The organism is Dermatophilus congolensis, from assembly GCF_900187045.1.
Lineage (GTDB): Bacteria > Actinomycetota > Actinomycetes > Actinomycetales > Dermatophilaceae > Dermatophilus > Dermatophilus congolensis.
In genome coordinates this window covers 83063-105837 of record NZ_LT906453.1, presented here as the reverse complement: position 1 = coordinate 105837, position 22775 = coordinate 83063, and the positions used below count along the sequence as shown (strand labels likewise).

Below are 22775 nucleotides of genomic sequence, written 5' to 3'. Positions count from 1 at the left end.
ATTCTGTGTGTGAACGTTCACGAGAAGAGGGGCGTCGATCCGTGAAAACGGTAGTAAAAGCCGTGAAGACTATTCACGGCCAGACTCGCTGAAACGACAAAGCAGGAAAGGCACTTGGGGCAGTCCTACTTTCGTGTTGTCCGCACCGACATTCCTCGATGAGGAGGAGTTTTGTTCCGAAACAACACAATTCGCAAGGCGGCCGGAATTTCCGGTCTCTTTGCGGCAGTGATGCTGGCTGCGCCTTCGGCTATGGCAGCCCCCATCCATCGCGCCGATGATGCAGTTCGTCTGCCGATCAGAGCCCAAGCCCAAGAGCGCGATCAATGGTGCTGGTCGGCAACAGGCACAACCATCGCCACCTACAAAGGCGTCAACGTCTCCCAAAACGAGTTCTGCAATCTCGCATTCGGGCGCCCGAGGACATCGGACTGCCCAAACCAAGAAGCCACCTTGGAGAACGACCAAAAAGCTTTCCGGGCGCTGGGAATTGCCCCCGGGCAGGTGAGCTCCAGGGCAGTCAGCTATCAGGGCGTACAAAAAGAAATCAACGCTGACCGCCCGGTCATGACTCGTATCGGTTGGAAGGCAGGCGGTGGCCACATGATGGTAATCAGTGGCTTCAGCTCCAGCGATCAAAGCATTGAGTGGTACGACCCATGGCCCTCCAATAAGCGAATGAACGTCGGTAAGTACGACTTCTACGTCAACAACCACGAATTCGCTTGGACCCACTCCCTAACTCAGATCGGAGGCTGACATGAGTACTTCTATGCGTATGCTCGCCGCAGCCACTGGTGCAGGAATGCTGCTGTGTGTCGCTCCTGGAACAGGTAACGCCGCCGATCACGTCGCTCCACCGCCCCTGAGCGGAGCCGAACGCGTGGCTGCTACCCGGGCTGCAGCCAGCGAATCTGGCCTGGAATTGGCTGCTCGCGTCGCAGAAAAAAACAAGGATCAAGGATCCTCCGCTCACAAACACTCCGGCGCTGCTGGCGGTGCTGCTGCGGATAAGCCCAGCCCGTCGTTGGTGTCGGGTACGACGACGCAGGTGAATGTGTTGCAGCCTGAGTTCGTTACTTCTGGGCGTGGCCCGGTGGGTGCGTTGGGTTACGTGGCGAACACGGTGCGTGTAGGTGACCAGGTCACCAGCGTGTGGAGTGTTAAGGACAAGGGCGGCTCGGGCTGGAAGGCCGTGAATGCTGCTTCTGGTGACCTGGAGGCGCAGTACAACAGCCGTGCTCAGGGTGGTCAGGTGTTGCACGAGCCGCAGGTCAACGCGTGGTACTCGGTTAAGGGAGATCGGGTGTTGCCGCTGAATGATGAGGCCCGTGCCAATGTTGGTGAGGGTGTGTCGTTGAAGCGTTACCAGGAAATTGTGCACGGCAAGTACGCGAACAAGCTGCCTGGTAGTGACTACGACAAGAGCGGTGCTGCTGGTGGTTTCGAGACCAGCGCAGCTCCGGCCGCTGCTGCGACCAGTGCTAACAGTTCCCTGGGTGTTTCTGCTACGACGTTGGCATTGGGGGGTGTAGGTGCGCTGGGTCTCGTGGCGGTCGTGGGTACGTTGATCGCTCGACGCCGCACCACCCACTGACTCCCTGAATCTTCAGCTCCCTGATGCTGAAGAACATATAAGGGAGCGTATAGCCAGGCATCTTTAGATGCCTGGCTATACGCGTCTGTAATTTTAACTTCCCTATATGGAAGTAGCCGAGAAAATAAAGTTCCTTCGGTATAGACGAATGCTCTTCTTAAACACTTTTTACGATTTCTTGACTAAGGACATGAAGAACCCTTACGTCGGAGACGTAGAAACATGGGAACTTTTCCTGTGTACTCGCCGATACGCGATTAAAAAATAGTCGCGAAAGATGCGGCATCGCATCTAAAGCGATGCTGCAATCTCGAAAAAGTGAATCAGAACTTCTGGCTCACTGAAATCGAAAGGCAATCCATGAGCACAGTCAACAGGCGTTCTATGTTCGCCGTCGTCTCCCTGATGGCACTGACCGGCTCCTTGATCCCCGTCGCTGCCCAGGCCACCCCTGCGGCCCCAGCTGACGACAAGGTCGTGGTGCACGAGTTCCAGGGACAGCAGGATGCTGCCTCCTACTGGACCAAGGCCCGCATGCAGAAGGCCAAGGACCTCACCAAGACGAAGAGCGCCAAAGCTTCTGGCACGACCAAGCAGGAAAAACTCCCGCCAGCAGTCATCCCCGGTAAGAGCCCCAAGAAGGCTGTTGCCAACGCAACCTCGCCTTTGACTCGCGCATCGGCCAAGGCTGTCCGCGAGAAGCCACTGCCCACCATCGGCAAGGTCTTCTTCACCGTCAACGGTGAAGACTACGTTTGCTCCGCCAACTCCGTGAACTCCAAGAACAGTTCCACGGTTTCCACCGCCGCTCACTGTGTTAACGAGCGCGGCCGTTACGCCAACCGATTCATCTTCGTTCCCGCATACGAAAACGGTGAAGCTCCCTACGGCAAGTGGACCGCCATCAACGCCTTCGCGCCTTCGGACTGGATCCGTTCCGAAGAGATGGAAGTTGACACAGCATTCGTCATCGTTGGCAAGCGGAACGGCCAGACCCTGGCTGACACCGTCGGCGCCACCGGCGTTGCCTTCAACCAGGCACGCGGCCTGAAGTACAAAGCATTCGGCTACCCTGCAGGTAAGCCCTACGACGGTGAAAAGCTCTGGTCCTGCACCGGAACCGCCATCCCCGACAAGTACGCCCCCGAAGGCCAAGCACAGGGCATCCCTTGTGGCATGACCGGTGGCTCTTCCGGCGGTCCGTGGTTCATGGGTGGCAAGTACACCGGCACCTCGTCCGTGCAGAACTCGGTCAACTCCTACGGTCAGGACCTGATGCCTGACTACATGTTTGGTCCGTACTGGGGCAGCATCATCCAGCAGACCTACAACAAGGCATCCAACGCGAGCGGTCGCTGATCACACCGATCCCGGCAGGAAGCAGCAGAATATGAGCGAAGAACACCCCGTCGACAGCCACACCTTCCCGGATCCAGAAGAAGCTTTGGCTTACTTCTCCCCGGAAAAGATGGCAGCAGCTACACCACGGCGGATGATTCTGGACTCTTCCGGGAAACCGATCAAAGAAAAACCTGAAGACACCTCGGAACTGCCGCCTTCCTGAGCAGAATGCCCCTCAGTGTCGGGCCCCACCGGTAATTACCGGTGGGGCCCGATGCTATTTCTTCGAAGGAACCATAAGAAGGCGGCAGCGTTACATGCCCAGCAGGTGATAAATCATCCGCCATAAGAACCACAAAGCAACACCCATGAACACAATCAGCACACACAAGATCACGCCCACTAAAAACGCAGCACGGATCAAGTAGCCACGAGTGTCAGTACTCACAGTGCGGCCTTCAGTGATATCACGGCGTAATAGCTGAATATTCTTCGAACTGGCTCGATGGGCAAAGTCTGCGATGTCACCAACGCCAGGGATAAGGCCAAGTATTTGGTCAATGAAAAGGTTCCATCCCATGCAGAGAAGGGTGGACATGGGGACGCGTTGTCGAACTGCGCCAATAAGAATAGCCCCGCCAAGAGCTGTCCCTAGGACATCGCCGACCCCAGGTATAAGGCCAATGAGAGCATCTGCACCAATCCTCATCCGAATGCCAGGGATACGGATAAGGTCATCAAGTAGCCATGCCAATAGATCAAGCTCAGGGGTCGAGCTGCTATTGGAGGGACGTTTCGGTGTAGAAGTCATAAAGTCCTCAAAAATCAGTAACCACGCGGATGTGTGACCGAACGTAGATCACTCGGTAGTTGAATCCGTCCCTGGAAGTTAGGAATTCGAAGGAGAAGAAACGCGACCCAGTCCGCCTTTGCGAAGCGACCGAGCAATGAGAATTCCTGCCGCAGCAAGCCCTAGACACGCGGTAAAACCTGTTACCCGCTCCGCGTGAATAAAAGCCTGCTGTGCGGCGGTGTGGAGAAGATGACCAGCCTCCGGGGAAAGTTTAGCGGCGACTTCTTCCGCAGCCCCCAAGGTAGAAACCACGGCGTGGTAGTCGCTTGCAGATAAACCCTCGGGAAGAGAAAGAGCGCGACCGTAAAAAGTGGTAAGCACACTCCCCAATACCGCGACACCAAGAGAAGTCCCCAGTTCAAAAGCTGTTTCTGACAAGCCTGACGCAGCTCCAGCCCGCTCTGGTGGCGCCGCCGAAATCAACGCATCAGTATTCAAAGCCTGAGCTGCAGAGGCTCCAACCCCAAGAGCTACATACATAAGAACCGGCAGCCAGATGCCTGTTTTGACGTCAAGAAAAACACTCAATCCTGCACCCGCGGCCATGAGGAGAGTTCCGGCGCCAATAAGCAACCAACGTGGAAAAGTCCGAGTCAGGTAGACGATCAACACGCCCACGGCCACAGAAGCTGCCGCCCCAGGAAGAAGCCACCAGCCCGCCGTCACCGGATCAAGCCCCTGAATTAACTGAATGTGTTGTGACACGTAAAACTGGACACCTGCGAAAACAAAAACCGAAGAAAAGTTACCGATGGCGGCGGTTGTGAGCACACGGTTTTTAAACAAACGCACATCCAAAAGAGGATGTTCCATGCCAAGCTGACGGCGCGTAAAGAAAAAACCGCAGGCAATACCAAATACCAACGGCAAGATGGAAAAAGCGTCCAAACCCGTTGCTGCAGCATGCTTCAACCCGTATGCCGTAGGGACCATAGCCCCAATCGAGAGGAAGACTGATAGTGCATCAATGCTTTCGGAATCCTCATTGCGAGACTCGGGTACCAAGAAAAACATCGTTGCAAGCATCAGTGCGTTCAAAGGAACTGGAAGAAGGAAAATAGCCCCCCACCAAAAATGCCCCAAAAGCCACCCGCCAACAATGGGGCCCAACGCCCCGCCTCCAGCGAAACTAGCGCTCCAAATCGCGATAGCTAAACGACGTTGCCCCTCATCATGAAAAATATTGCGCATTAGCGACAAAGTAGAAGGAAGCAAAGTCGCCCCAAACACGCCGACTAACGCGCGAGCAAAAATGAGCTCAAGAGCACTGTCGCTGAAAGCGGCATAGATCGTAGCGGCCGTAACCCCCACCGCACCGATCGCCAACACCTTCCGCCGGCCGATACGATCACCAAGCACCCCACTGGTCAACAACAAACCAGCAAGCGCCAGCGGATAAACATCCACAATCCACAACAGTTCTTCACCGGTCGGTCGCAAAGCCGCAGAAAGCGCAGGCACCGCGAAACCGAGAGCAGTCGTGCTAATCGATACAGTCAGCACCGGAAGCAGCAACACCCCCAACGCACACCATTCCCGCCACCGGGCACGATCCGAAACCGTCACAGACACAGAACTCCGCTCACTTTCCTCAACATCAATGAATCACCGCAGCCAGCTAAGCCAACCGCAACACAGCCTGGAGAAGAGCACACCTACCAACGAACGGCCCACCCTTAGCTGTTAAGAGCATCCCATCGTCTCACCCCAAAAAAGTGAGTACGACCTTCTCTTGTGTGTGACTAGCCACCAACCCGCAACGGAGCCCACATGAGCCAGCAACCCACCCAGCCCCACGCACTCATCATTGGCGAATCCCTCATAGACATCATCGACACCGAAGCCGGCCACACCAAGGAACACCCCGGCGGCTCACCCATGAACGTTGCCATCGGCCTGGCCCGCCTAGCCCGCCCCGTTCACCTGGCCACCTCCTACGCACTCGACACCCGAGGCAAACAACTCCACACCCATCTCGCCGACGAACACATCACCATCACCCCAGGAAGCAACACCGCAGCCCGCACCAGCACTGCCCACGCCACCATCGACGCCACCGGATCAGCTACCTATCAATTCGATGTCCACTGGGACCGACCACCCATCAACATCACTAACAACACCTGCATCGTTCACGCAGGCTCCTTCTCTGCCATCACCGAACCTGGAGCAACCCACGTCCGCGAAGCCATCGCTGCCGCCCGCGCCACCGCCACCATCACCTACGACCCCAACGCTCGGCCCAGCCTCATGGGCACACCTCGGCATGCCTACACCCACATGGAACGCCTCATCGGCATGGCCGACATAGTCAAAGTCTCCGACGAAGACATTCATTGGCTCACCGGCGGAACCACCGACCCCCTCAACGTCGCGGAAAACTGGCTACGTCACGGCCCCAGCCTGGTTGTCGTCACTCGCGGAGCCAAAGGCGCAGTCGCACTCACCAGAAACGGCGTGGCTATCGCTGTTGAAACCCCTACAGTCAACGTTGTCGACACCGTCGGCGCCGGAGACTCATTCATGGCCGCCCTCATTGACAGCCTATGGACCCACGACCTTCTTGGCGCCCACCGCCGTAGCGACCTGGCCAACATCGACCAAAACACCCTCACCACTATCATCCAGCGGTGCAGCCGTATCAGTGGCATCACCGTCAGCCGCGCCGGCGCCAACCCACCCACAATCCAGGAACTCACATGACCGCGAGTGCAAGTGCAACCCTCCACGCTGCCAACATCACCGCCGGGCACGCAAACACCATTCTCTTCTCCGGACTGAACCTCACCGTCGCCAGTGGTGATGTCATCGGCCTGGTTGGACCCAACGGCGCAGGAAAATCAACACTTCTACGTATCCTCGCTGGAGAAAAACACCCCGAAGCCGGAACCGTCACCCGCACTCCCCGCCACGCCCAACTCGGCTATCTCACCCAAGAACCAGATGCACACCCTGGCGAAACCATCAGGCAAGCCCTCACCCGCCGCACAGGCGTCGCAGCAGCCACCGCCCACATGAACGCCGCCGCTGAAGCTCTTGGAAATCCTGATGCCGACGCAACCACCAGCGACGCCTACTCCAATGCCCTTGAAACCTGGCTCAACCTGGGTGGAGCTGACCTTGATGAACGTATGCCCTCCGTTGCTGAAGACCTAGGCCTTGACGTCGACCTCGATCGGGAAGTCGAGTCCCTTTCCGGTGGACAAGCCGCCCGCGTTGGTCTGGCCTGCTTGCTCCTATCCCGCTACGACGCATACCTTCTCGACGAACCCACCAACGACCTCGATGTCGCAGGACTATCCCACTTAGAAAACTTCGTCACCCAACTCAACGCTCCCGTTGTTTTGGTTAGCCATGACCGAGAATTCCTCGCTCGCGTAGCCACCGGCATCGTCGAGATCGACCGATCTCTTCAAAAAATCACGACCTACGGTGGCGGATATGACGCCTACCTGGAAGAACGTTCTATCCGGCGACGCCACGCCCGCGAAGCTTACGAAGACTACGCCAAACGCAAAGCCGACCTCGAAGCTCGCGCCCGCATGCAGCGCGCATGGATGGACAAAGGTGTCAAAAACGCTGTCCGCAAAGCAAAAGCCAGTCATGGCAAAGAAAAAGATAAAAACATTCGCCACCACAACCGTGGTAGCAGCGAAAAACAAGCAGCAAAAATCAAAATCACTGACAAACTTCTCGAACGTCTCGAAACAGTTGAGGAACCACGCAAAGAATGGCAGCTGCAATTCAGTATCGCCGCTGCCCCCCCGCTCTGGCGATATCGTCGCCCAGGCAAAACAGGCCATCGCCCGCCGTGGTGACTTCACCTTCGGCCCACTAACTATCGAGCTGCATTACGGCGACCGCGTTGCGGTTACTGGACCCAACGGCGCCGGAAAAAGCACCCTCCTCAATGTACTGCTGGGGCGAATTCAACCGATTGAAGGAACTGTCTCGGCTGGCTCACGAGTTGTTATTGGTGAAATCGACCAGGCACGAGCCGCATTCGAGGGAGAAGAAACGCTAGGGAGACGTTTTTCCCTCGAAGTACCCGACTGGCCCGACGCCGACGTACGCACCCTGCTGGCCAAATTTGGCCTCAAAACTAATCACGTCAACAGGTCTGCCTTCTCGCTTTCTCCAGGAGAACGCACCCGCGCCGGATTAGCTCTTCTCCAAGCCCGGGGCGTGAACCTGCTCGTCCTCGACGAACCCACCAACCACCTGGACCTGCCCGCCATCGAACAGCTTGAAGAAGCTCTTGAGGCATTCGACGGGACCATCCTGCTTGTCACCCACGACCGGCGCATGCACGAATCCGTGCGGCTGACTCGCAGATGGCACGTCGAAAACGGGACAATAGAAGAGATCGACGCCGACTGAATAGCCCACCATTACGTAGTTGGCCTCTGCCCCCACAGAAAGTGGGGGCAGAGGCCAACTACGTAAACAGAGCAGGAACTACATGAAGCTCTGCACCATTGTCACGATGATCGCCCCTACCGCGAACAGACCCGCGATAGTGATGAACACGTTGCTGAGCTTGCCGCGGTACGGCTTAAGAGCTGGCACCTTGTGGATCGCGTACATCGGCATGAGGTACAAGATCGATGCGATGACCGGGCCAGAAATTGTCTCGATCAGGCCAAGAATGCTCGGGTTCGCGACAGCCGCACCCCACGTGGTGAGAAACATGAACACGGCGACGCCGATCTGGGCGGAACGCTGCTCTACCTTGCCCTTCGTGACAGCGCGGACGATACCGACCGCCCCTTCAGCAGCGCCGAAGTAGTGCCCAAAGAAAGACGAAACGATGGCAGTAATCGCAACAATGGGACCCAGATAGCTAATGATTGGGTTTGCCATCACGTTCGCGATATACGACAGCACGGGCAGGTTTGCCTCGCGTGCTTTACCGAGCTCGGTGGGCCCCAAGGCAAGCACACACGACCACACAAAACCCATGGTGAACAGCACGAGCATGATTGCGTTGGCGCGCAGGATCTTCGAAGCCTTTTCAGCTGAGTTATAGCCGTAGTGGCGCTGCATCGCCAAAGAGAATTGTGAAATAGCCGGGCTGTGGTTGAACGCGAACACGAGCACTGGAATGGTCAGCCACACCGTCATGAGCATGCTTGGCAGCGGCTGAGGTTGGGTAAGGCCGCTGAGGTCCCACTGCGGAACGAGGTAAAGCGAGACGCCGATCAGAATTGCGATGAGCGGGTAAACAACCCAACCAGTGACCATCAAGATGATCTTTTCACCCGAGAGCATGACCGCCATAAGAGCAGCGATCAGGATTGCTGAAAGGATCCATCGTGGTGGTGATGAAATCCCAAGCTGATTAACCAGGAGGCTGTCCACTGTGTTCGTGATGGACACGCCGTAAATCAGCACAATCGGATAAATCGCAAAAAAGTACAGGACAGTGATGAGTTTGCCTGCGGCAGAACCAAAATAGTCTTCAACGACAAGAGTGATGTCGTCACCCATTCGGGGAGACTTACAAATAATTCTCGACAATGCCCGGTGGGAAAAATATGTCATCGGACCAATAAGAAGGGTCATGACGACCAGCGGCCATAGGCCCGCTGCTCCCGCGCGGATGGGAAGGAACAAGATTCCCGCCCCCACCGCAGTTCCAAACAAGCTGATGACCCAGCTCGTATCGTGCTTATTCCACCGAGGCGTATCGAAGATTTCCGGTTCCTTGGTGGTTTCCTGTCCCACGGGTCCGCTTGTGGCGTCGCTCGCGGTCAGGTGCTCGGGTGACTGATCGTTTCCCGAGTGGACGTCGGCCTTGGGATCTGCCATGGCCACTCACCACTTTCTTCATTCCAGCGCAGCTTTGTGCAGGGGTTTCTAATAAAACCTCAAACTCCCCTGGGAGACGACTTGGTGGTGGGTGAGAGCGGGCACATCGTCACCGGATTGTGTTCTTGTACCGTGATGGCGTTCTAAAAGCAGATGTGCAGACATTTACGCAAAAAAGACGCGAGTAAGCGAAAGCCGCAAGCAGCGGACACGGACTGTCGAATTCGCTACGGTTCCCAGCGGTGAGAGCATTTCTCGCGTTGTCGGGTGGTGAGTGCTATCCGATCGGTCATCGCGCCTCAGGTGCATATAAGAGTCGAGCAGGAGAGGCCAATGTCCTCCACACGGATCGCCGTGACAGGTGCCACAGGTCACATCGGTGGCAGCGTTGCCCGCAAGTTGGCAGAACAGAACGTGCCATTGCGGGTTTTTGTACGTGATGCCACCAGACTGCCTGAACTAGGCGATGTGGAAATTACCGAAGGCACATACACCGACAGCGAACGCGTATATGACGCCTTACAAGGGATCGACGTACTGTTTTTCGTCTCTGCTGACGAAAACGCTGACCTGCTACGCACCCACGACCGGTTCATTTCCGCCGCGATGGCTGCGGGTGTCAACCACGTTGTGTACCTATCATTTGCTGGCGCAATGCGCGACGCGACATGCACAGTCGCCCGGGATCATTGGCACACCGAACGCCTCATACGCACAACTTGCCGCCACTGGACGTTCCTGCGCGACAACATGTACGCAGACACCTTGCCGCAGCTCGTGGGGGAAGATGGCGTTATTCGTGGCCCAGGACGTAAAGGGAAAATCGCGCCTGTGGCTCAAGAAGACATCGTCGATGTTGCTGTTTCGGTACTGCTCAATCCACACGCCTATGATCACCGAAGCTTGGAACTATCCGGTCCGCAAGCATTCCCGTGGGCCGAGCTAGCCCGCCTCTTGCAAGAAGAGAGTGGACAGGCCATCTCTTACCAGCACACGTCAGTGGAAGAGACGATGGATGAGCTCCTTGGCACCCTAGAGCCATGGCAGGCCTGCGCCCGCGTATCTCACTTTCTCGCTGCGGCAAAAGGAGAACTCGGTGACGTGACACGAGACATTGAACGTGTGCTAGGGCGCCCAGCAACCAGCGCGCAAACCGTGCTGCGAAACATCTACGCGGCTTCGCCAGCGCTCACTGGCTGACCCACCCCAAGAATGGATTGCGCCATTCTGAACAGCATGTTTTCGAGGTTATCGGCAGAAGCGTTTCCCCACGCGTAAGCCATCTCCACAATGACGCGATGCGCAGCAGCAATCAGTAATTCCCGCTCCGCTGGCGAATATTCTGGACGTAAAGCTGCCAACGCAAGTGACCATTCGTCGAACACCACCCGTTCCAAACGGTGCAGCTCCGCGCGCGGCTCCTCGGCCAGATGGAAACGTTCGCGACCAGTAACCAGCGCCATATCCCGGTCAGCCAGAGTGTCCATGACATATCTGTGGAGCATGTTCGTCATCGCCTGATCTGCATTGTGAGCCGATAAAAGAGCCTCACCCAAGCCGCTGACGAAACGGTTAGCAGTGCGCAACATGGCAGTCGCTAACAAGTCGTCCTTGCTCACAAAATGACGGTACGAAGCAGAAGCAGTGATACCGACTTCGCCAGCGATATCGGCCATAGATACGCCCCCATAGCCCCGCTCACGAAACATACGAACCGCAGTGCGAAGAATTTGTTCACGACGACTAGCGCGCGACCAACCCGGCGCATCATTTTTAATGATGGACATTTCCCCCTCAATTAGAGGAGTACGGAAAAGACGCATCACAGCCATGACAAGTGCATTCGACCGTGCCGAATGTGAAATATCCCGGTCAGAGGAAGCAGCCCCAAGAACTAAAGCCGCAGCAGCCCGGGTGTAGACGGACATCGATTCTTGAGGCATCGAAGGATTGAAATGACGCAAGCTATGCCCGAGAGTGTCACGCATCAGAGCGAAACGTTGCACCGCGAAACTACGAGCCTCATCCAGCCCGGTCTGGACCGTTTCTTCAGGTGAAGGAGAATCAGCCAGTGCCCGGGGGGCAAAGGCTTCATGCTCGATGCCGGGGTGCACGTACCGCAAAACCACAGTTAGATGCGGAATTGTTGTCAGACAGAAGTCGATACCAGTCTGCAGAATACGACGGTGCAGTTCTTCGGGATCGATCTGCGCGCCTGAGGGATCCCCATCGCGAACAACCTGAATACGCGTGGTGATCTCATCAAGCCAATTCAACGCGATCTCAGCAAGTAGCTGCTCTTTGCCAGCAACGTGCCGGTATACAGCAGGGCCGCTTATCCCCACCGCTGCGCCAATTTCATCAATCCCGACACCGGCATAGCCGCGCTCCATGAAAAGCCGCGCCGATTCATCGAGTAAGTGCGCTCGTCGTTGATCGGCAGGGAGCCGGACACGTGTGTGCGCACGTGCGGATTCTGCGGAATTCATGGCCGAACCTGCCCTTAATGTCCGTCGTGCGTTCTTATGCATCCACCGGCGTTGAGCTCACATAGTGAACTCAACGCCGGTGGAACGCTTTACGCAACAGTTTAGAGAGAACGCGCAGGTCTTGGCAGGCAGCGACGCGAGGTCAGCATTCGATCACGTTGACAGCAAGACCGCCTTGAGAAGTCTCCTTGTACTTAGTCTGCATGTCACGGCCGGTATCACGCATAGTGCGAACCGCAGTATCAAAAGAAACAATGTGCTTGCCATCGCCGTGCAATGCGCTGCGCGCCGCAGCTACAGCCTTGACCGCGCCAATGGCGTTGCGCTCAATACATGGGACCTGCACCAGGCCCCCAACGGGGTCACACGTCAGCCCAAGATTGTGCTCCATCGCGATTTCACCGGCGTTTTCGATTTGCGCTGCGCTGCCGCCCAAGGCAGCAGCCAAGCCTGCCGCGGCCATGGCGCAGGCAGAACCCACCTCACCCTGGCAGCCAACCTCAGCACCCGAGATGGACGCATTCATTTTGATAATTGCGCCAAAAGCGCCTGCGGTGAGTAAGAACCGCATCACACCCTCATCGTTGGCGCCGGACATGTGGAACCGGTAGTAATGCAACACGGCCGGAATCACGCCAGCAGCGCCGTTGGTAGGAGCGGTAACAACACGCCCTCCAGCTGCGTTTTCTTCATTGACAGCCATGGCATACAAAGAGATCCAGTCCATCGCAGCCAGTGGGTCATGGGCATCCTGCGAAGACAAACGGTTACGTAGCAACGGGGCACGCCGCAGCACATTCAAACCACCAGGCAGGCGGCCCTGAGTGTGCAGACCATTCTGTACGCACTCCTGCATGACGCCCCAAATGGCCATCACGCCGCTCTCAAGCTCTTCTTGACTACGCCACGTCAGCTCGTTTTCAAGAACAAGCTGATCGATGCTCTTACCCTGCTCATCACACATGGCAAGGAGCTGCTTAGCAGTGCGGAATTCATGTGGAGCGTCCATGCCGACGCTCTTCTCCTCAGCAGACTGGTCATCAACAACCATGTCTGCAGCGTCAAGAATGAAACCGCCACCAATAGAGAACTGAGTGTTTTCGTAAACAACCTCACCAGAGGCATCAAAAGCTTTGATAGTCATCCCATTGGGGTGCTGGGGGAGAGCATCAAACATGTGCAAAGTCAGATCCTCTACCCAGTCAAAGTCGATCTCATGGGTGCCAAGAATCGACAAGCGACCGGTGGACTTCACCACATCAAGTTTGGGAGCTACCGCACGAGGATCAATAGTTTCGGGCTCATTACCCATCAGACCAAGCACAGTGGCTCGGTCAGTGTGGTGGCCGGCGCCAGTGGAACCAAGAGATCCCCACAAGTCAACGTGAATGCGCGCGACCGTGTCGAGGAGCCCTTCGGCCAAGAGGCGTTCGGCCCATTTGTGTGCGGCTCGCATAGGACCGACCGTGTGCGATGACGACGGTCCGAGACCGATGCTGAACAGGTCAAAAAAGCTGAGGGCCATGTAACGAGAGTACGTCCCAATGGCCCCCAGATGTTCACCGATGTCGCTGTGCGTGATGACGGTCTCTCCTGGTGGTATCTATTCCGCTCACCTGTACGCAAAGCACCCAAACCCACACCTGACAACAGCGTGTAAATGCAACCTCCGCAAGGGTGAGCCAGACTCACGCACTCGCTTCACACAAAGCCGCGATCGCTGTTGTGGTGCCCGGAACAACCTCAGTGAACCCAGCATCCCTGACCCCCACAAGTCGATGATCACCCCAGGCTCGATACGGGTCGCGCACAATCTGGCTCAACTGCGCCCACTGCTGCTGCCCGCTACGAACAACACGGGTAGCGCACCCACCCTCAAACCAGCGTCGAGCCAAGTCAGTATCCGTGGCCGCCAACGCCGCCGCCGTCAACATCCCGGCATGCCCAGCCTGCGCCATGAGCTTGCCCGCAGACATCACCGGCGCTGTGTGCCCAGAGGCAACATGCACAGTGACTACAGGCCCATCTGCAGCCACTATGCGGCCATCCCCTTCACCAGAGCGCACCACCACGCTCTGGTCATTGACCGGAAAATCAGTCCCACCCACCTGCAACTTCGCTACCCGTTTATCCAGCTCCTGCACCAACCCCGGCACCAAAGCCCGCACGTGTGTTGCTCCGTGCACAACACCAACACCAGCGAAATCCTGCACCGCCTGCCAATGCGCACCTCGCGCGCGTCTGGTCACCTTACGGATATGTCCTTGGCTGTAGGAATGCACAGCATCGAACCACGCACCCTCCGGCTCAGCACGAGCATCCAAGCACAAGGCAGCACAAGCGCTCGCCGATGCTGCCAGCGCAGCGTGCCAGCCGGGAGCAAGATCCGGATCTTTGGGGAGGTTAATGATGAGTTGGATGGCGCGGATACGTTCGGGGGGTTCTTCATCCGGGACAGGATCAGAGGGAGCGTGAGTGGTTTTTTCACAATAGAGAGGCATAAGAGGAGCCAAAGCGCTGCCGATGGTCATGAGGTCTCCCGTCGATATGGATGGGTGTGACGTGGGGAAGCGTAGGGGCTCTGGCGGGTGTGCCACGCTGTTTATCGATAGGCGGCACATGCTGCTCTCTGGTGAGGGGTTGCGATGAATGATGGTGCAGGTGGGACAGGATGTCCTTTCACCGGGACGCGCAAGACAATCCGGGAAGCGGAGGCAACGCTTCCTGATGCACCGCGAATTGAGCAGATTGATGGGGTCTGGCATGTGCGCTCCCTGCCTGCTGTACGGGAGGTGCTGCGCTCAGGGCGCACCACCGTGCAGGCAGGGTTCAACGCTGAAAGTGTGGGGTTTTCGTGGATGCGCCGCCCGATTCTGTACGTAGACGGTGAAGAACATCGCCAGCAACGGGCCAAGCTAGCTCGGTATTTCGCGCCCAAAACGGTCGATAGCCGGTACCGGGATTTCATGAATGTGCGAGCCGAGGAGATCGTTGCGCGGATTGAGCAGTTGGGGCGAGAAGGTGAAGTGGATTTAGCTGAGCCAGCGATGCGGTTCTCTGTGGAGGTGGCTGCCCAAGTAATTGGTTTGGGTGGGGCAGATATGCGGGGAATGTCGGCGCGGATGGAACGCTTTTTTGCAATTCCGGCATTGGGAGCTCAAGGCGGTGTGGATCCGTTGGTGGCTCCGCCGAGCAAGTTGACGTCGCTGTTGATGTCGCTGCGGGGGTCAATATCGGTGATTGATTTCTTTGTGCGGGATGTACGCCCCGCAGTGCGTCAACGACGAGCTCAGCCACGCAACGATGTGATCAGTCACTGCATCGAGCAGGGATACACCGACGCAGAGATTTTGACCGAGTGCGTGACGTACGCAGCGGCGGGAATGGTGACAACGCGTGAGTTCATCTCAATGGCGACGTGGCACATGCTCAGCGATGCTGCATTACGGGAACGATTTTTAGCGGATGTCTCTGCTGCTGGGGCGAAAAATAGGTACGCGATCCTGGAAGAAATCCTGCGCCTGGAGCCGGTAGTGGGACACCTGTATCGGCGCACGCTTTCAGCGATCACGATTTGTGATGGCGAGGATAAATATGAGATTCCGGAGAATGCGTTGCTGGATTTGTGCATCCGTGCAGCTAACGCTGACCCGGATCATGTCGGAGAGTCCCCGATGGGGGTGTGCCCTGGACGGCCGCTGCCACCGTGCACTGGTGGTGAGGTGATCAGTTTTGGTGATGGGGGACATAAATGCCCTGGGCAGCATGTGGCTTTGCAGGAATCAGATGCGTTTTTGACGCGTTTGCTGCAATTGCCGTTGCAGCTTGTCTCCGAACCGAAGATTGGGTGGGCTGACCTCATTTCGGGCTACGAGGTGCGGAACTTGCGGCTGCGAGTGGGGTAGCCGGCAGGCAGAAGCGGTGGGCCATTGGGGTCTGCTGCTGCGAAGGGGAGCAAATACCAGGTAGGAATGGGGTTGCGGTGTTTTTAAGCGCGTAGACGTCAAGCTGCATCCACAAACTTGATAAGGGTAGCCTGACCTATGTGATGCAGTGGTCAGGGAGCAGGCTTACCGGAGCGGCGCTCCTCGTGGTGGGTGTTCTTTGTGCAGTGGTTTTTTCCATTTTCGTCGGCACGCGACCGACAACAATCGATGAGATTCTCACCGCTCTAGGGCGTCCATGGGACGCCAGCACCGACATCGGTGCCATCGTGTGGAGCCAGCGGCTACCTCGCACACTTCTTGGGCTGGCTGTGGGGGCATCCATGGCTCTGGCTGGAGCGCTCATTCAAGGGCACACCCGTAACCCGCTGGCTGACCCAGGCATCCTGGGCATCAGCCAAGGCGCGGCGTTCGCGGTAGTGCTGGGAGTGTTCGTCTTCGGCGCCACAGGCACCGACGTGCTCGTATGGTTTGCCCTGCTCGGCGCGATCTTCGCTGCCGTGACCGTGTTCGCCATCTCCTCCATCGGCACCGGAGCGGCCTCACCGCTGACGCTCGTGCTCGTTGGTGCCGCCACGACAGCCCTGTTCAACGCCCTCACCACCACGATCATCCTGCGTGACCAGGCAGGATTGAACGAGCTACGCCAGTGGAACACCGGCTCCTTGACCGGCCGAGACCTGTCAGTGCTCGCCGCCGTGGCACCTTTCCTTCTCGTGGGAGCAGCGCTGGCCTTCCTCTCAGCCCCCACACTGAATGTCCTGGGCGCAGGTGATGACATCGCCAGCTCCTTGGGCGTCAACGTGCCGGTAGCGCGACTGCTGGGTCTGACCGGCGTCACCCTTTTGGCAGGAGCTGCCACCGCAGCCGCTGGCCCCATCGTTTTCGTCGGTCTCGTTGTTCCGCACGCCGTACGGCTGCTCGTGGGAACTAATCAGTGCTGGATCATGCCGATGAGCGCCCTGGCTGGAGCACTGCTCATGGTCCTCGCCGACGTATTCGGGCGCATCCTTACTCGACCCTCCGAAATCCCCGGCGGCATCGTCATCGCCTTCATTGGAGTTCCCGTGTTCCTCGCCCTGGTGCGCCGTCGATCGGTCGTGACGACATGAGCACCATCACAGACTCACGCCTTCGCCCTGGTGAACTGATATGGCCGCTACCACGCACCCGGATCCGAGTGCGCACAGTGCTCGTCTGCGCCGCCTTGGGCATTCTTGTCGCTGCCATGTCGATCCTGACGCTAGGGCAGGGCACATACCCACTCACCCCCGGTGAAGTCATCACTGCGCTGACCGGAAATGGCCCCGAAATTCACCACATCATCGTCGTGGAATGGAGGCTGCCCCGAACACTGGTCGCAGTGCTGGTCGGCTGCGCTCTTGGCACCGCAGGATCTATCACCCAGACGCTGGCACGTAATGCGCTGGCCAGCCCTGACCTTTTGGGGATCACCATGGGATCCTCAGTGGCTGTCGTAACGGTGCTGGCTCTCATTCCTGGCCCCATGCTTCTGGCAACAGGGGCGCTCGCAAGCATCGCGGTGCCGCTAGCTGCACTGGTCGGTGGGCTGATCGCAGCTGGGGTGGTATGGCTGCTGACCTTGCCTGGAGGCACCGATACCTCCCGCCTCGTGCTCACCGGAGTAGGGGTCACCACCTTGTGCTCAGCGACAGTTTCCGCTGTTCTGGCCAGCTCCGATGTGCACCAAGCCAGTGAAGCAGTGGCCTGGCTGGCCGGAACCCTCGATGGGCGGCAGTGGCAGCATGCAGCTCCGGCAGCCATCTGCCTTGTCACCGGACTGATCCTGCTGGCCGCTTCCGCGACAGCAATGCAGGTCTTGCCGCTGGGAGATGACACAGCCCGCTCTCTTGGGGTGCCTATCGGACGTAGCCAAGCACTGGCCTGGGTGGCTGCCGTTGTCATGACAGCTGGTGCGGTCGCTGCCGCTGGCCCTATCGGATTCGTTGCGCTGGCTGCCCCCCAAGTCGCTCGCCTTCTCCTGGCCAGTCCCACGCCGCCAGCAGTGGCCGGCGGGCTCTGCGGGGCGGTCATGGTGCCCGGATGTGACCTGATCAGCCAGCAGATTCTCGCCGGAAACGTCCCGGTCGGGGTGGTCACAGCTGCCGCAGGTGCACCGTTCTTCATTGCACTTTTGGTTCACGCTAACAAGAAGGTCATGTCATGACTCTTACCGCCGTTGCTCAGACGGTTACTCCCGCGCTGCGTGCCAGCGGCATCAGCGTTGGTTACCGCGGAAACACTGTGGTCAAAGACTGCGATCTGGAGATCCGCCCCGGAGTCATGACAGCCATTCTTGGACCAAACGGGTGCGGCAAATCCACACTGCTCAAATCCTTGGCTCGACTGATCCCCACCATCAGCGGATCCATCGAACTTAACGGCCAGCCACTGGCATCTCTGTCAGGGCGAGAACTGGCACGACGGTTGGCGATGTTGACCCAAACCCCAACCGCCCCAGAAGGGATCCGAGTAGCCGACCTGGTTGCTCTCGGGCGTCACCCCTACCGATCCTGGCTGCGACAGTGGTCGAGTAGTGATGCCGAGGCAGTACGTGAAGCGATGGCCCTCACCGGAGTCAGCGAGCTAGCAGACCGGCGCCTGGATGCCCTCTCCGGCGGTCAACGGCAGCGCGCATGGATTGCGATGGTGCTCGCCCAACAAACAGATGTGCTGCTCCTGGATGAACCCACCACCAGCCTGGATCTAGCTCGCAGCCTAGATCTGCTGGACCTCGTGGACCGGCTGCATGCCGACCATGGCCGCACCGTCGTCATGGTTCTGCACGACCTCGCACTGGCATGCCGCTACTGCGACGACCTGGTGATGATGCGCGATGGGCGCATCATCACTCGCGGAGAACCCCAGGAAATCGTCACCGAAGAGCTGCTGTTCGAGGTTTTCGGACTCCGTAGTCGAGTGATCGAGGACCCCGTTTCGGGCAGGCCGTTAATTGTTCCCGTGGGCGAACGGCACAGCGAACGGATCGCGTCCATCTGATGGGAAGAAATGAGACAACACCTAACTAAGGTTTACCTTAGTTAGGTACATGTCACTCATTCCCGCCGCTTCCCTGGAGGAGACGCCATGGCCGACAACCCCTTCGACGACGCATCCGGCAGCTTCTACGTCCTCACCAATGCCGAGGGGCAACACTCCCTATGGCCAACCTTCGCTGACGTCCCTGCAGGCTGGACCATAGCCCACGGGGCACCTGAAGGTGCCTCCCGCGAAGCCGCCCTGGAATACATCGAAACCCACTGGGCAGACCTGCGCCCACAGCGCATCGGCTCCTAAAACCGTGGCAGTCCCCTCCAATGAGCGCCTGCCAGTCGTCACCGCTGCACAGGCAACCACCGAACTGGTCCGATCACTTAAAAGCCGTCCACTCCTAGCAATCGGGGCCGCCCTAGCCCTACTGGCTGGCGCCGCGCTGGCCGTAGTGCCAGTGCTCCTGCTTGGCCGGATCGTTGACCTCATCCGCGCAGGCAACGGAGCACAAACCCTGCCTGGACTATTGAGCATCATCATTGCCTGTGCCCTGGGGGCGGGTCTGCTCAACGGCCTGGGGCACACCCTCCTGGGAACCCTGGCCGCTCGCGTTGTCGCTGAACTACGCGAACGCGTCACCCACGCCACACTCAGCCTGCCTGTGGCCACCCTCGAAAACGCAGGACGAGGAGACACACTCTCCCGCGTGGGCCCCGACGTTGCAGTCCTATCCTCGGCCTCGCGCGGCGCTCTGCCCACCGTCTTAGGTGCCTCGCTGATGATCTTCGTGGCACTAGTAGGTATGGCAACCCTTGACGTGCGACTCGCTCTTGCTGGAATGGCTGCCGGGCCGATGTACGTTCTGGCAGTGCGCTGGTACCTGCCACGGGCCGCGCCTCGCTACCGGGAGCTGCGACGCCTAGAAGCCGAATACCTCAACGATGTGGTAGGCACCGTCGAGGCGGTGCACACACTGCGCTCCTACGGACTAGAAAAACAACGCCGCCACCAGCTAACCAACTCCGCTGCCGCAGTGCGCCGTCAAGCTATCGACAGCTTCTCGGTGTTCACACGGTTCGTTGCAAGAGAAAACCGTGCCGAATTCATCGGGCTGGCAGCGCTGATCCTCATGGGATGGCTGCTGCTACGCGCTGATCACGTCACCGTCGGCGATGTTGCTGCCGCGACCTTGCTATTCCACCGCCTATTCACCCCCATTGGTGCGGTCCTAGCCGTTGCCGACGACATACAAAAAGCAGGTGCCGCGCTCGTGCGCCTTGTCGGCGTAATGCGCCTGGCCGGACACGCTGAGCCCGCGCAGCCTGGTCGAGAAAAAGAAACGGCAGTAGAGATACGCGTACACGGACTCCATCACCGATACCCTGCAGCAGAACACCCTGCAGTCGATGGTGTAGACCTGCATATCCCCGCTGGGGCCACCCTGGCCCTCGTCGGAGCCACCGGAGCCGGTAAAACCACCCTGGCCTCGCTGCTTGCGGGCAGTTTGCACCCCACTGAAGGTGAAATCACCCTTAACGGTCGCTCTATCGCCGAATTCGACGAGTCCCAGCTGCGCGCGCTGGTAAGCGTCGCTACCCAAGAGAGCCACGTCTTCGCTGGCACTTTGCGCGATGACCTACGGCTGGCAGACCCAACAGCCGATGACACCACGCTCCACGACGCGCTGAAAACCGTTGGCGCGCAAGAGTGGATGCAGACCTTGCCCGAAGGCCTAGACACCCGCGTCGGTGAAGGTGGACTCATCCCCGACCCTGCGCTGGCCCAGCAACTTGCCCTCGCCCGAATCCTCGTGCGTGCCACACCAGTCGTCGTGCTCGACGAAGCAACCGCTGAAGCCGGATCGGCCGAAGCTGGAGTGCTGGAAGCGGCCTCGCAAGCAGTCACAGCTGGTCGCACTGCCGTGGTGGTGGCGCATCGGCTCGATCAGGTGTGCGCCGCTGATGCCATCGCTGTCATGGCAGACGGTCGGGTTATCGAACACGGCACGCATGAACAGCTCCTCGCTGCAGGTGGACGCTACGCCGAACTGTGGGATGCATGGAGCACCGGACGGGAAGAGGAAATGCGATGAGTTTGGGAGGCGCTGGCATGCCCGAGCGTGCCCGAGCGCGAGAAATCCTGCTCGCCCCCCTGCGCCGTCAAAGGTGGACGCTGCTAGGAGCCGGTGCGCTCCTGTGCCTGTATCAGGTGGCAGAAGCGTCAGTTCCGCTGCTGCTGGGGTGGATCGTTGACCACGTACTTGAACAGCGCAGCGTGTGGGCTCCGGTGTTGTCAGTGGTTGCGCTGGGCGTAGCTATTTTCACCGTCTCGTGGTCCTGGCGCACCGCTTTCCGTTTTTTGCAGGCCGCTACGGCTCGCCGTACTGAAGAACTGCGTGACGAAATCGCTACCCGCGTCATCGCCTCTCGCCCTTCCCGCGGTGAGGTTAACGGGGATGACTTGGTGACAGTGGCAGGTGAGGATGCCGGTCACGCTGCCGACATCATGGAAATTCTTGCGGTGGCCGCCTCTGCCCTGGTGGGGATTCTTTTCTGTGCTGGTGTGCTGGCCTATATCGACCTCGCGCTAGGGGCGATGGTTCTTGGCGGCACGGCTGTGGTGCTTACAGTCCTGCACCTCATCTCAGGACGTATTGCCTCCTGGGGGCAAGAGCATCAACGTCTCCTAGCGGTGGCTACTGCTCGCGTAGGTGACCTGCTGCGGGGGCTGCGCCCATTGGCTGGAATTGGTGGTAGAGGGGCTGCCTATCAGGGGTACCGGCGGTTATCTTCCGATGCACGTGAGCAGGCCGAAGGCCTCGCCAAGCTTGGTGGAGTGAGCGAGATGGTGACCACCTTGACCAGCACTCTTCTTGTTGGTCTCGTGGGAGTGGCTGCAGGTTACCGAGCCCTAGCTGGGGATATTTCGATCGGTGAACTCATCACGGTCGTTGGGTTAACCCAGTTCGTGGCAGATCCAGCTCAACAACTGTGCCGAATGCCGCAGTATGCGGCAGCCGCGCGGGCTTCATCCCGGCGCCTGGCCGCGGTGGGGGAGCCCACACCGATGGTGCACGGACGTGCCTTGCCTGCTGCTGGAGAAGTAGCTGCGATTGCCGCCTGGAATGGCGAGCAGAAGTGGTCTGCCCCCGAAGGGCAACTCACCGTGGTGTATTGCTCCTCTGGGCATGCCACAGAAGTAGTAGAGGCGTTGCGTGCAGGTGTTGATGCGGCACCGATGCAGTGTCATGTGCAGGTGCGTGGCGTGCCAACACAGGAAGCAGATCTAGAGCAGTTGCGTGATCTCGTGCTTGCCGAAGCGAGGCATCCGCAGATTCTGCAGGGAACGGTGGGGCAGGCCCTCATCCCCGCTGGCCGGTTTGCTGGCAAAGAAACTGAGCCCGATCAACCTTCCGAGTTGTGTAGCCGGTTGCGCCTCGATGATGTGACAGCTGGTTCGGCGTTGGAGCGGCAGGTAACTGAGCGGGGGACCAATCTTTCTGGTGGGCAGCGGCAGCGGCTGGCATTGGGGAGGGCATTGGCTGCTGACCCAGACATTTTGGTTTTGGTGGATCCGACCTCTGCTGTTGATGCCGTGACAGCGCGGAACATTTCGCTGCTGCTGGCTGAGAAACGTTCAGGCAGAACCACAGTGGTTCTTTGTGCTGGGCCGGAGTGGGTGACGGTGGCGGATCGAGTTGAGCACATGTCCATGTAAGGTAAGGCTTA

19 protein-coding genes and 1 pseudogene are annotated in these 22775 nt (G+C 58.5%); 14 read left to right on the top strand and 6 right to left on the bottom strand.

Annotation, left to right across the window (positions count from 1 at the left end; all coding sequences use genetic code 11):
• Positions 1–171 precede the first annotated feature (171 nt).
• The 4 genes from CKV89_RS00385 (at position 172) to CKV89_RS11525 (ending at position 3161) form a co-directional block, all read left to right on the top strand.
• Positions 172–759, top strand: a complete 588-nt coding sequence (locus tag CKV89_RS00385; RefSeq protein WP_028326844.1) for a papain-like cysteine protease family protein — start codon at positions 172–174, stop codon at positions 757–759.
• Between the two features lies 1 nt (position 760).
• Positions 761–1597, top strand: coding sequence for a hypothetical protein (locus tag CKV89_RS00380; RefSeq protein ID WP_154657603.1), 837 nt, complete (start codon positions 761–763; stop codon positions 1595–1597).
• A gap of 318 nt (positions 1598–1915) precedes the next feature.
• Positions 1916–2956 (top strand): trypsin-like serine peptidase, encoded by a 1041-nt coding sequence (locus CKV89_RS00375; protein ID WP_231935402.1) that lies wholly within the window; start codon positions 1916–1918, stop codon positions 2954–2956.
• A 31-nt stretch (positions 2957–2987) separates the two neighbouring features.
• Complete coding sequence (locus tag CKV89_RS11525) at positions 2988–3161, top strand: hypothetical protein (RefSeq protein ID WP_154657602.1); 174 nt, start codon at positions 2988–2990, stop codon at positions 3159–3161.
• A 90-nt stretch (positions 3162–3251) separates the two neighbouring features.
• Here CKV89_RS11525 and CKV89_RS00370 read toward each other — a convergent pair whose 3' ends face one another.
• Complete coding sequence (locus tag CKV89_RS00370; protein WP_028326842.1) at positions 3252–3749, bottom strand: DUF4112 domain-containing protein; 498 nt, start codon at positions 3747–3749, stop codon at positions 3252–3254.
• Between the two features lie 78 nt (positions 3750–3827).
• On the bottom strand, positions 3828–5309 hold the full coding sequence (locus tag CKV89_RS00365) for an MFS transporter (protein WP_051277282.1): 1482 nt from the start codon (positions 5307–5309) through the stop codon (positions 3828–3830).
• A gap of 252 nt (positions 5310–5561) precedes the next feature.
• Between CKV89_RS00365 and CKV89_RS00360 the strand changes: the two genes are divergently transcribed.
• On the top strand, positions 5562–6494 hold the full coding sequence (locus CKV89_RS00360) for a carbohydrate kinase family protein (RefSeq protein WP_028326841.1): 933 nt from the start codon (positions 5562–5564) through the stop codon (positions 6492–6494).
• Positions 6491–8171 (top strand): annotated as a pseudogene (locus CKV89_RS00355) (ABC-F family ATP-binding cassette domain-containing protein). Before CKV89_RS00360 ends, CKV89_RS00355 begins: the two are co-directional and overlap by 4 nt.
• 78 nt (positions 8172–8249) lie before the next feature.
• On the opposite strand, the gene CKV89_RS00350 reads toward CKV89_RS00355, so the two are convergent.
• Positions 8250–9602 (bottom strand): SLC5/6 family protein, encoded by a 1353-nt coding sequence (locus CKV89_RS00350; RefSeq protein WP_154657601.1) that lies wholly within the window; start codon positions 9600–9602, stop codon positions 8250–8252.
• A gap of 333 nt (positions 9603–9935) precedes the next feature.
• Between CKV89_RS00350 and CKV89_RS00345 the strand changes: the two genes are divergently transcribed.
• Complete coding sequence (locus CKV89_RS00345) at positions 9936–10802, top strand: SDR family oxidoreductase (protein WP_028326839.1); 867 nt, start codon at positions 9936–9938, stop codon at positions 10800–10802.
• Here CKV89_RS00345 and CKV89_RS11520 read toward each other — a convergent pair.
• The 3 genes from CKV89_RS11520 to CKV89_RS00330 form a co-directional block, all read right to left on the bottom strand.
• A complete protein-coding gene (locus CKV89_RS11520; RefSeq protein ID WP_157728057.1) occupies positions 10772–12091 on the bottom strand; it encodes a TetR/AcrR family transcriptional regulator in 1320 nt (439 codons plus the stop codon). The genes CKV89_RS00345 and CKV89_RS11520 overlap by 31 nt on opposite strands.
• A 142-nt stretch (positions 12092–12233) precedes the next feature.
• Entirely contained in the window at positions 12234–13616 is a 1383-nt protein-coding gene (locus tag CKV89_RS00335) for an L-serine ammonia-lyase (protein WP_028326837.1), read from the bottom strand.
• 163 nt (positions 13617–13779) lie between these two features.
• Complete coding sequence (locus CKV89_RS00330) at positions 13780–14622, bottom strand: peptidyl-tRNA hydrolase (protein ID WP_028326836.1); 843 nt, start codon at positions 14620–14622, stop codon at positions 13780–13782.
• Positions 14623–14736: 114 nt separating this feature from the next.
• Between CKV89_RS00330 and CKV89_RS00325 the strand changes: the two genes are divergently transcribed.
• The 7 genes from CKV89_RS00325 (at position 14737) to CKV89_RS12410 (ending at position 22764) form a co-directional block, all read left to right on the top strand.
• The gene (locus tag CKV89_RS00325) at positions 14737–15996 is read left to right on the top strand and encodes a cytochrome P450 (protein ID WP_028326835.1); all 1260 of its coding nucleotides are present in this window, start codon (positions 14737–14739) and stop codon (positions 15994–15996) included.
• A 143-nt stretch (positions 15997–16139) separates the two neighbouring features.
• Entirely contained in the window at positions 16140–17147 is a 1008-nt protein-coding gene (locus CKV89_RS00320; RefSeq protein ID WP_051277414.1) for a FecCD family ABC transporter permease, read from the top strand.
• On the top strand, positions 17144–18223 hold the full coding sequence (locus CKV89_RS00315) for a FecCD family ABC transporter permease (RefSeq protein ID WP_051277280.1): 1080 nt from the start codon (positions 17144–17146) through the stop codon (positions 18221–18223). The genes CKV89_RS00320 and CKV89_RS00315 overlap by 4 nt, the downstream gene beginning before the upstream one ends.
• The gene (locus CKV89_RS00310; protein ID WP_034400470.1) at positions 18220–19056 is read left to right on the top strand and encodes an ABC transporter ATP-binding protein; all 837 of its coding nucleotides are present in this window, start codon (positions 18220–18222) and stop codon (positions 19054–19056) included. The genes CKV89_RS00315 and CKV89_RS00310 overlap by 4 nt, the downstream gene beginning before the upstream one ends.
• An 87-nt stretch (positions 19057–19143) precedes the next feature.
• Entirely contained in the window at positions 19144–19353 is a 210-nt protein-coding gene (locus tag CKV89_RS00305) for an MbtH family protein (protein WP_028326831.1), read from the top strand.
• Between the two features lie 4 nt (positions 19354–19357).
• Positions 19358–21139, top strand: coding sequence for an ABC transporter ATP-binding protein (locus CKV89_RS00300; RefSeq protein WP_028326830.1), 1782 nt, complete (start codon positions 19358–19360; stop codon positions 21137–21139).
• On the top strand, positions 21136–22764 hold the full coding sequence (locus CKV89_RS12410; RefSeq protein ID WP_028326829.1) for an ATP-binding cassette domain-containing protein: 1629 nt from the start codon (positions 21136–21138) through the stop codon (positions 22762–22764). Before CKV89_RS00300 ends, CKV89_RS12410 begins: the two co-directional genes overlap by 4 nt.
• Positions 22765–22775 lie beyond the last annotated feature (11 nt).

Excerpts from the sequence above, each read along its gene's own strand:
- CKV89_RS00310 (WP_034400470.1), top strand. The coding sequence starts at position 18,220 with ATGACTCTTACCGCCGTTGCTCAGACGGTTACTCCCGCGCTGCGTGCC.
- CKV89_RS00325 (WP_028326835.1), top strand. The coding sequence starts at position 14,737 with ATGAATGATGGTGCAGGTGGGACAGGATGTCCTTTCACCGGGACGCGC.
- CKV89_RS00315 (WP_051277280.1), top strand. The coding sequence starts at position 17,144 with ATGAGCACCATCACAGACTCACGCCTTCGCCCTGGTGAACTGATATGG.
- CKV89_RS11525 (WP_154657602.1), top strand. The coding sequence starts at position 2,988 with ATGAGCGAAGAACACCCCGTCGACAGCCACACCTTCCCGGATCCAGAA.
- CKV89_RS00345 (WP_028326839.1), top strand. The coding sequence starts at position 9,936 with ATGTCCTCCACACGGATCGCCGTGACAGGTGCCACAGGTCACATCGGT.
- CKV89_RS00360 (WP_028326841.1), top strand. The coding sequence starts at position 5,562 with ATGAGCCAGCAACCCACCCAGCCCCACGCACTCATCATTGGCGAATCC.
- CKV89_RS00305 (WP_028326831.1), top strand. The coding sequence starts at position 19,144 with ATGGCCGACAACCCCTTCGACGACGCATCCGGCAGCTTCTACGTCCTC.
- CKV89_RS00380 (WP_154657603.1), top strand. The coding sequence starts at position 761 with ATGAGTACTTCTATGCGTATGCTCGCCGCAGCCACTGGTGCAGGAATG.
- CKV89_RS12410 (WP_028326829.1), top strand. The coding sequence starts at position 21,136 with ATGAGTTTGGGAGGCGCTGGCATGCCCGAGCGTGCCCGAGCGCGAGAA.
- CKV89_RS00370 (WP_028326842.1), bottom strand. The coding sequence starts at position 3,749 with ATGACTTCTACACCGAAACGTCCCTCCAATAGCAGCTCGACCCCTGAG.
- CKV89_RS11520 (WP_157728057.1), bottom strand. The coding sequence starts at position 12,091 with ATGAATTCCGCAGAATCCGCACGTGCGCACACACGTGTCCGGCTCCCT.
- CKV89_RS00335 (WP_028326837.1), bottom strand. The coding sequence starts at position 13,616 with ATGGCCCTCAGCTTTTTTGACCTGTTCAGCATCGGTCTCGGACCGTCG.
- CKV89_RS00320 (WP_051277414.1), top strand. The coding sequence starts at position 16,140 with ATGCAGTGGTCAGGGAGCAGGCTTACCGGAGCGGCGCTCCTCGTGGTG.
- CKV89_RS00330 (WP_028326836.1), bottom strand. The coding sequence starts at position 14,622 with ATGACCATCGGCAGCGCTTTGGCTCCTCTTATGCCTCTCTATTGTGAA.
- CKV89_RS00350 (WP_154657601.1), bottom strand. The coding sequence starts at position 9,602 with ATGGCAGATCCCAAGGCCGACGTCCACTCGGGAAACGATCAGTCACCC.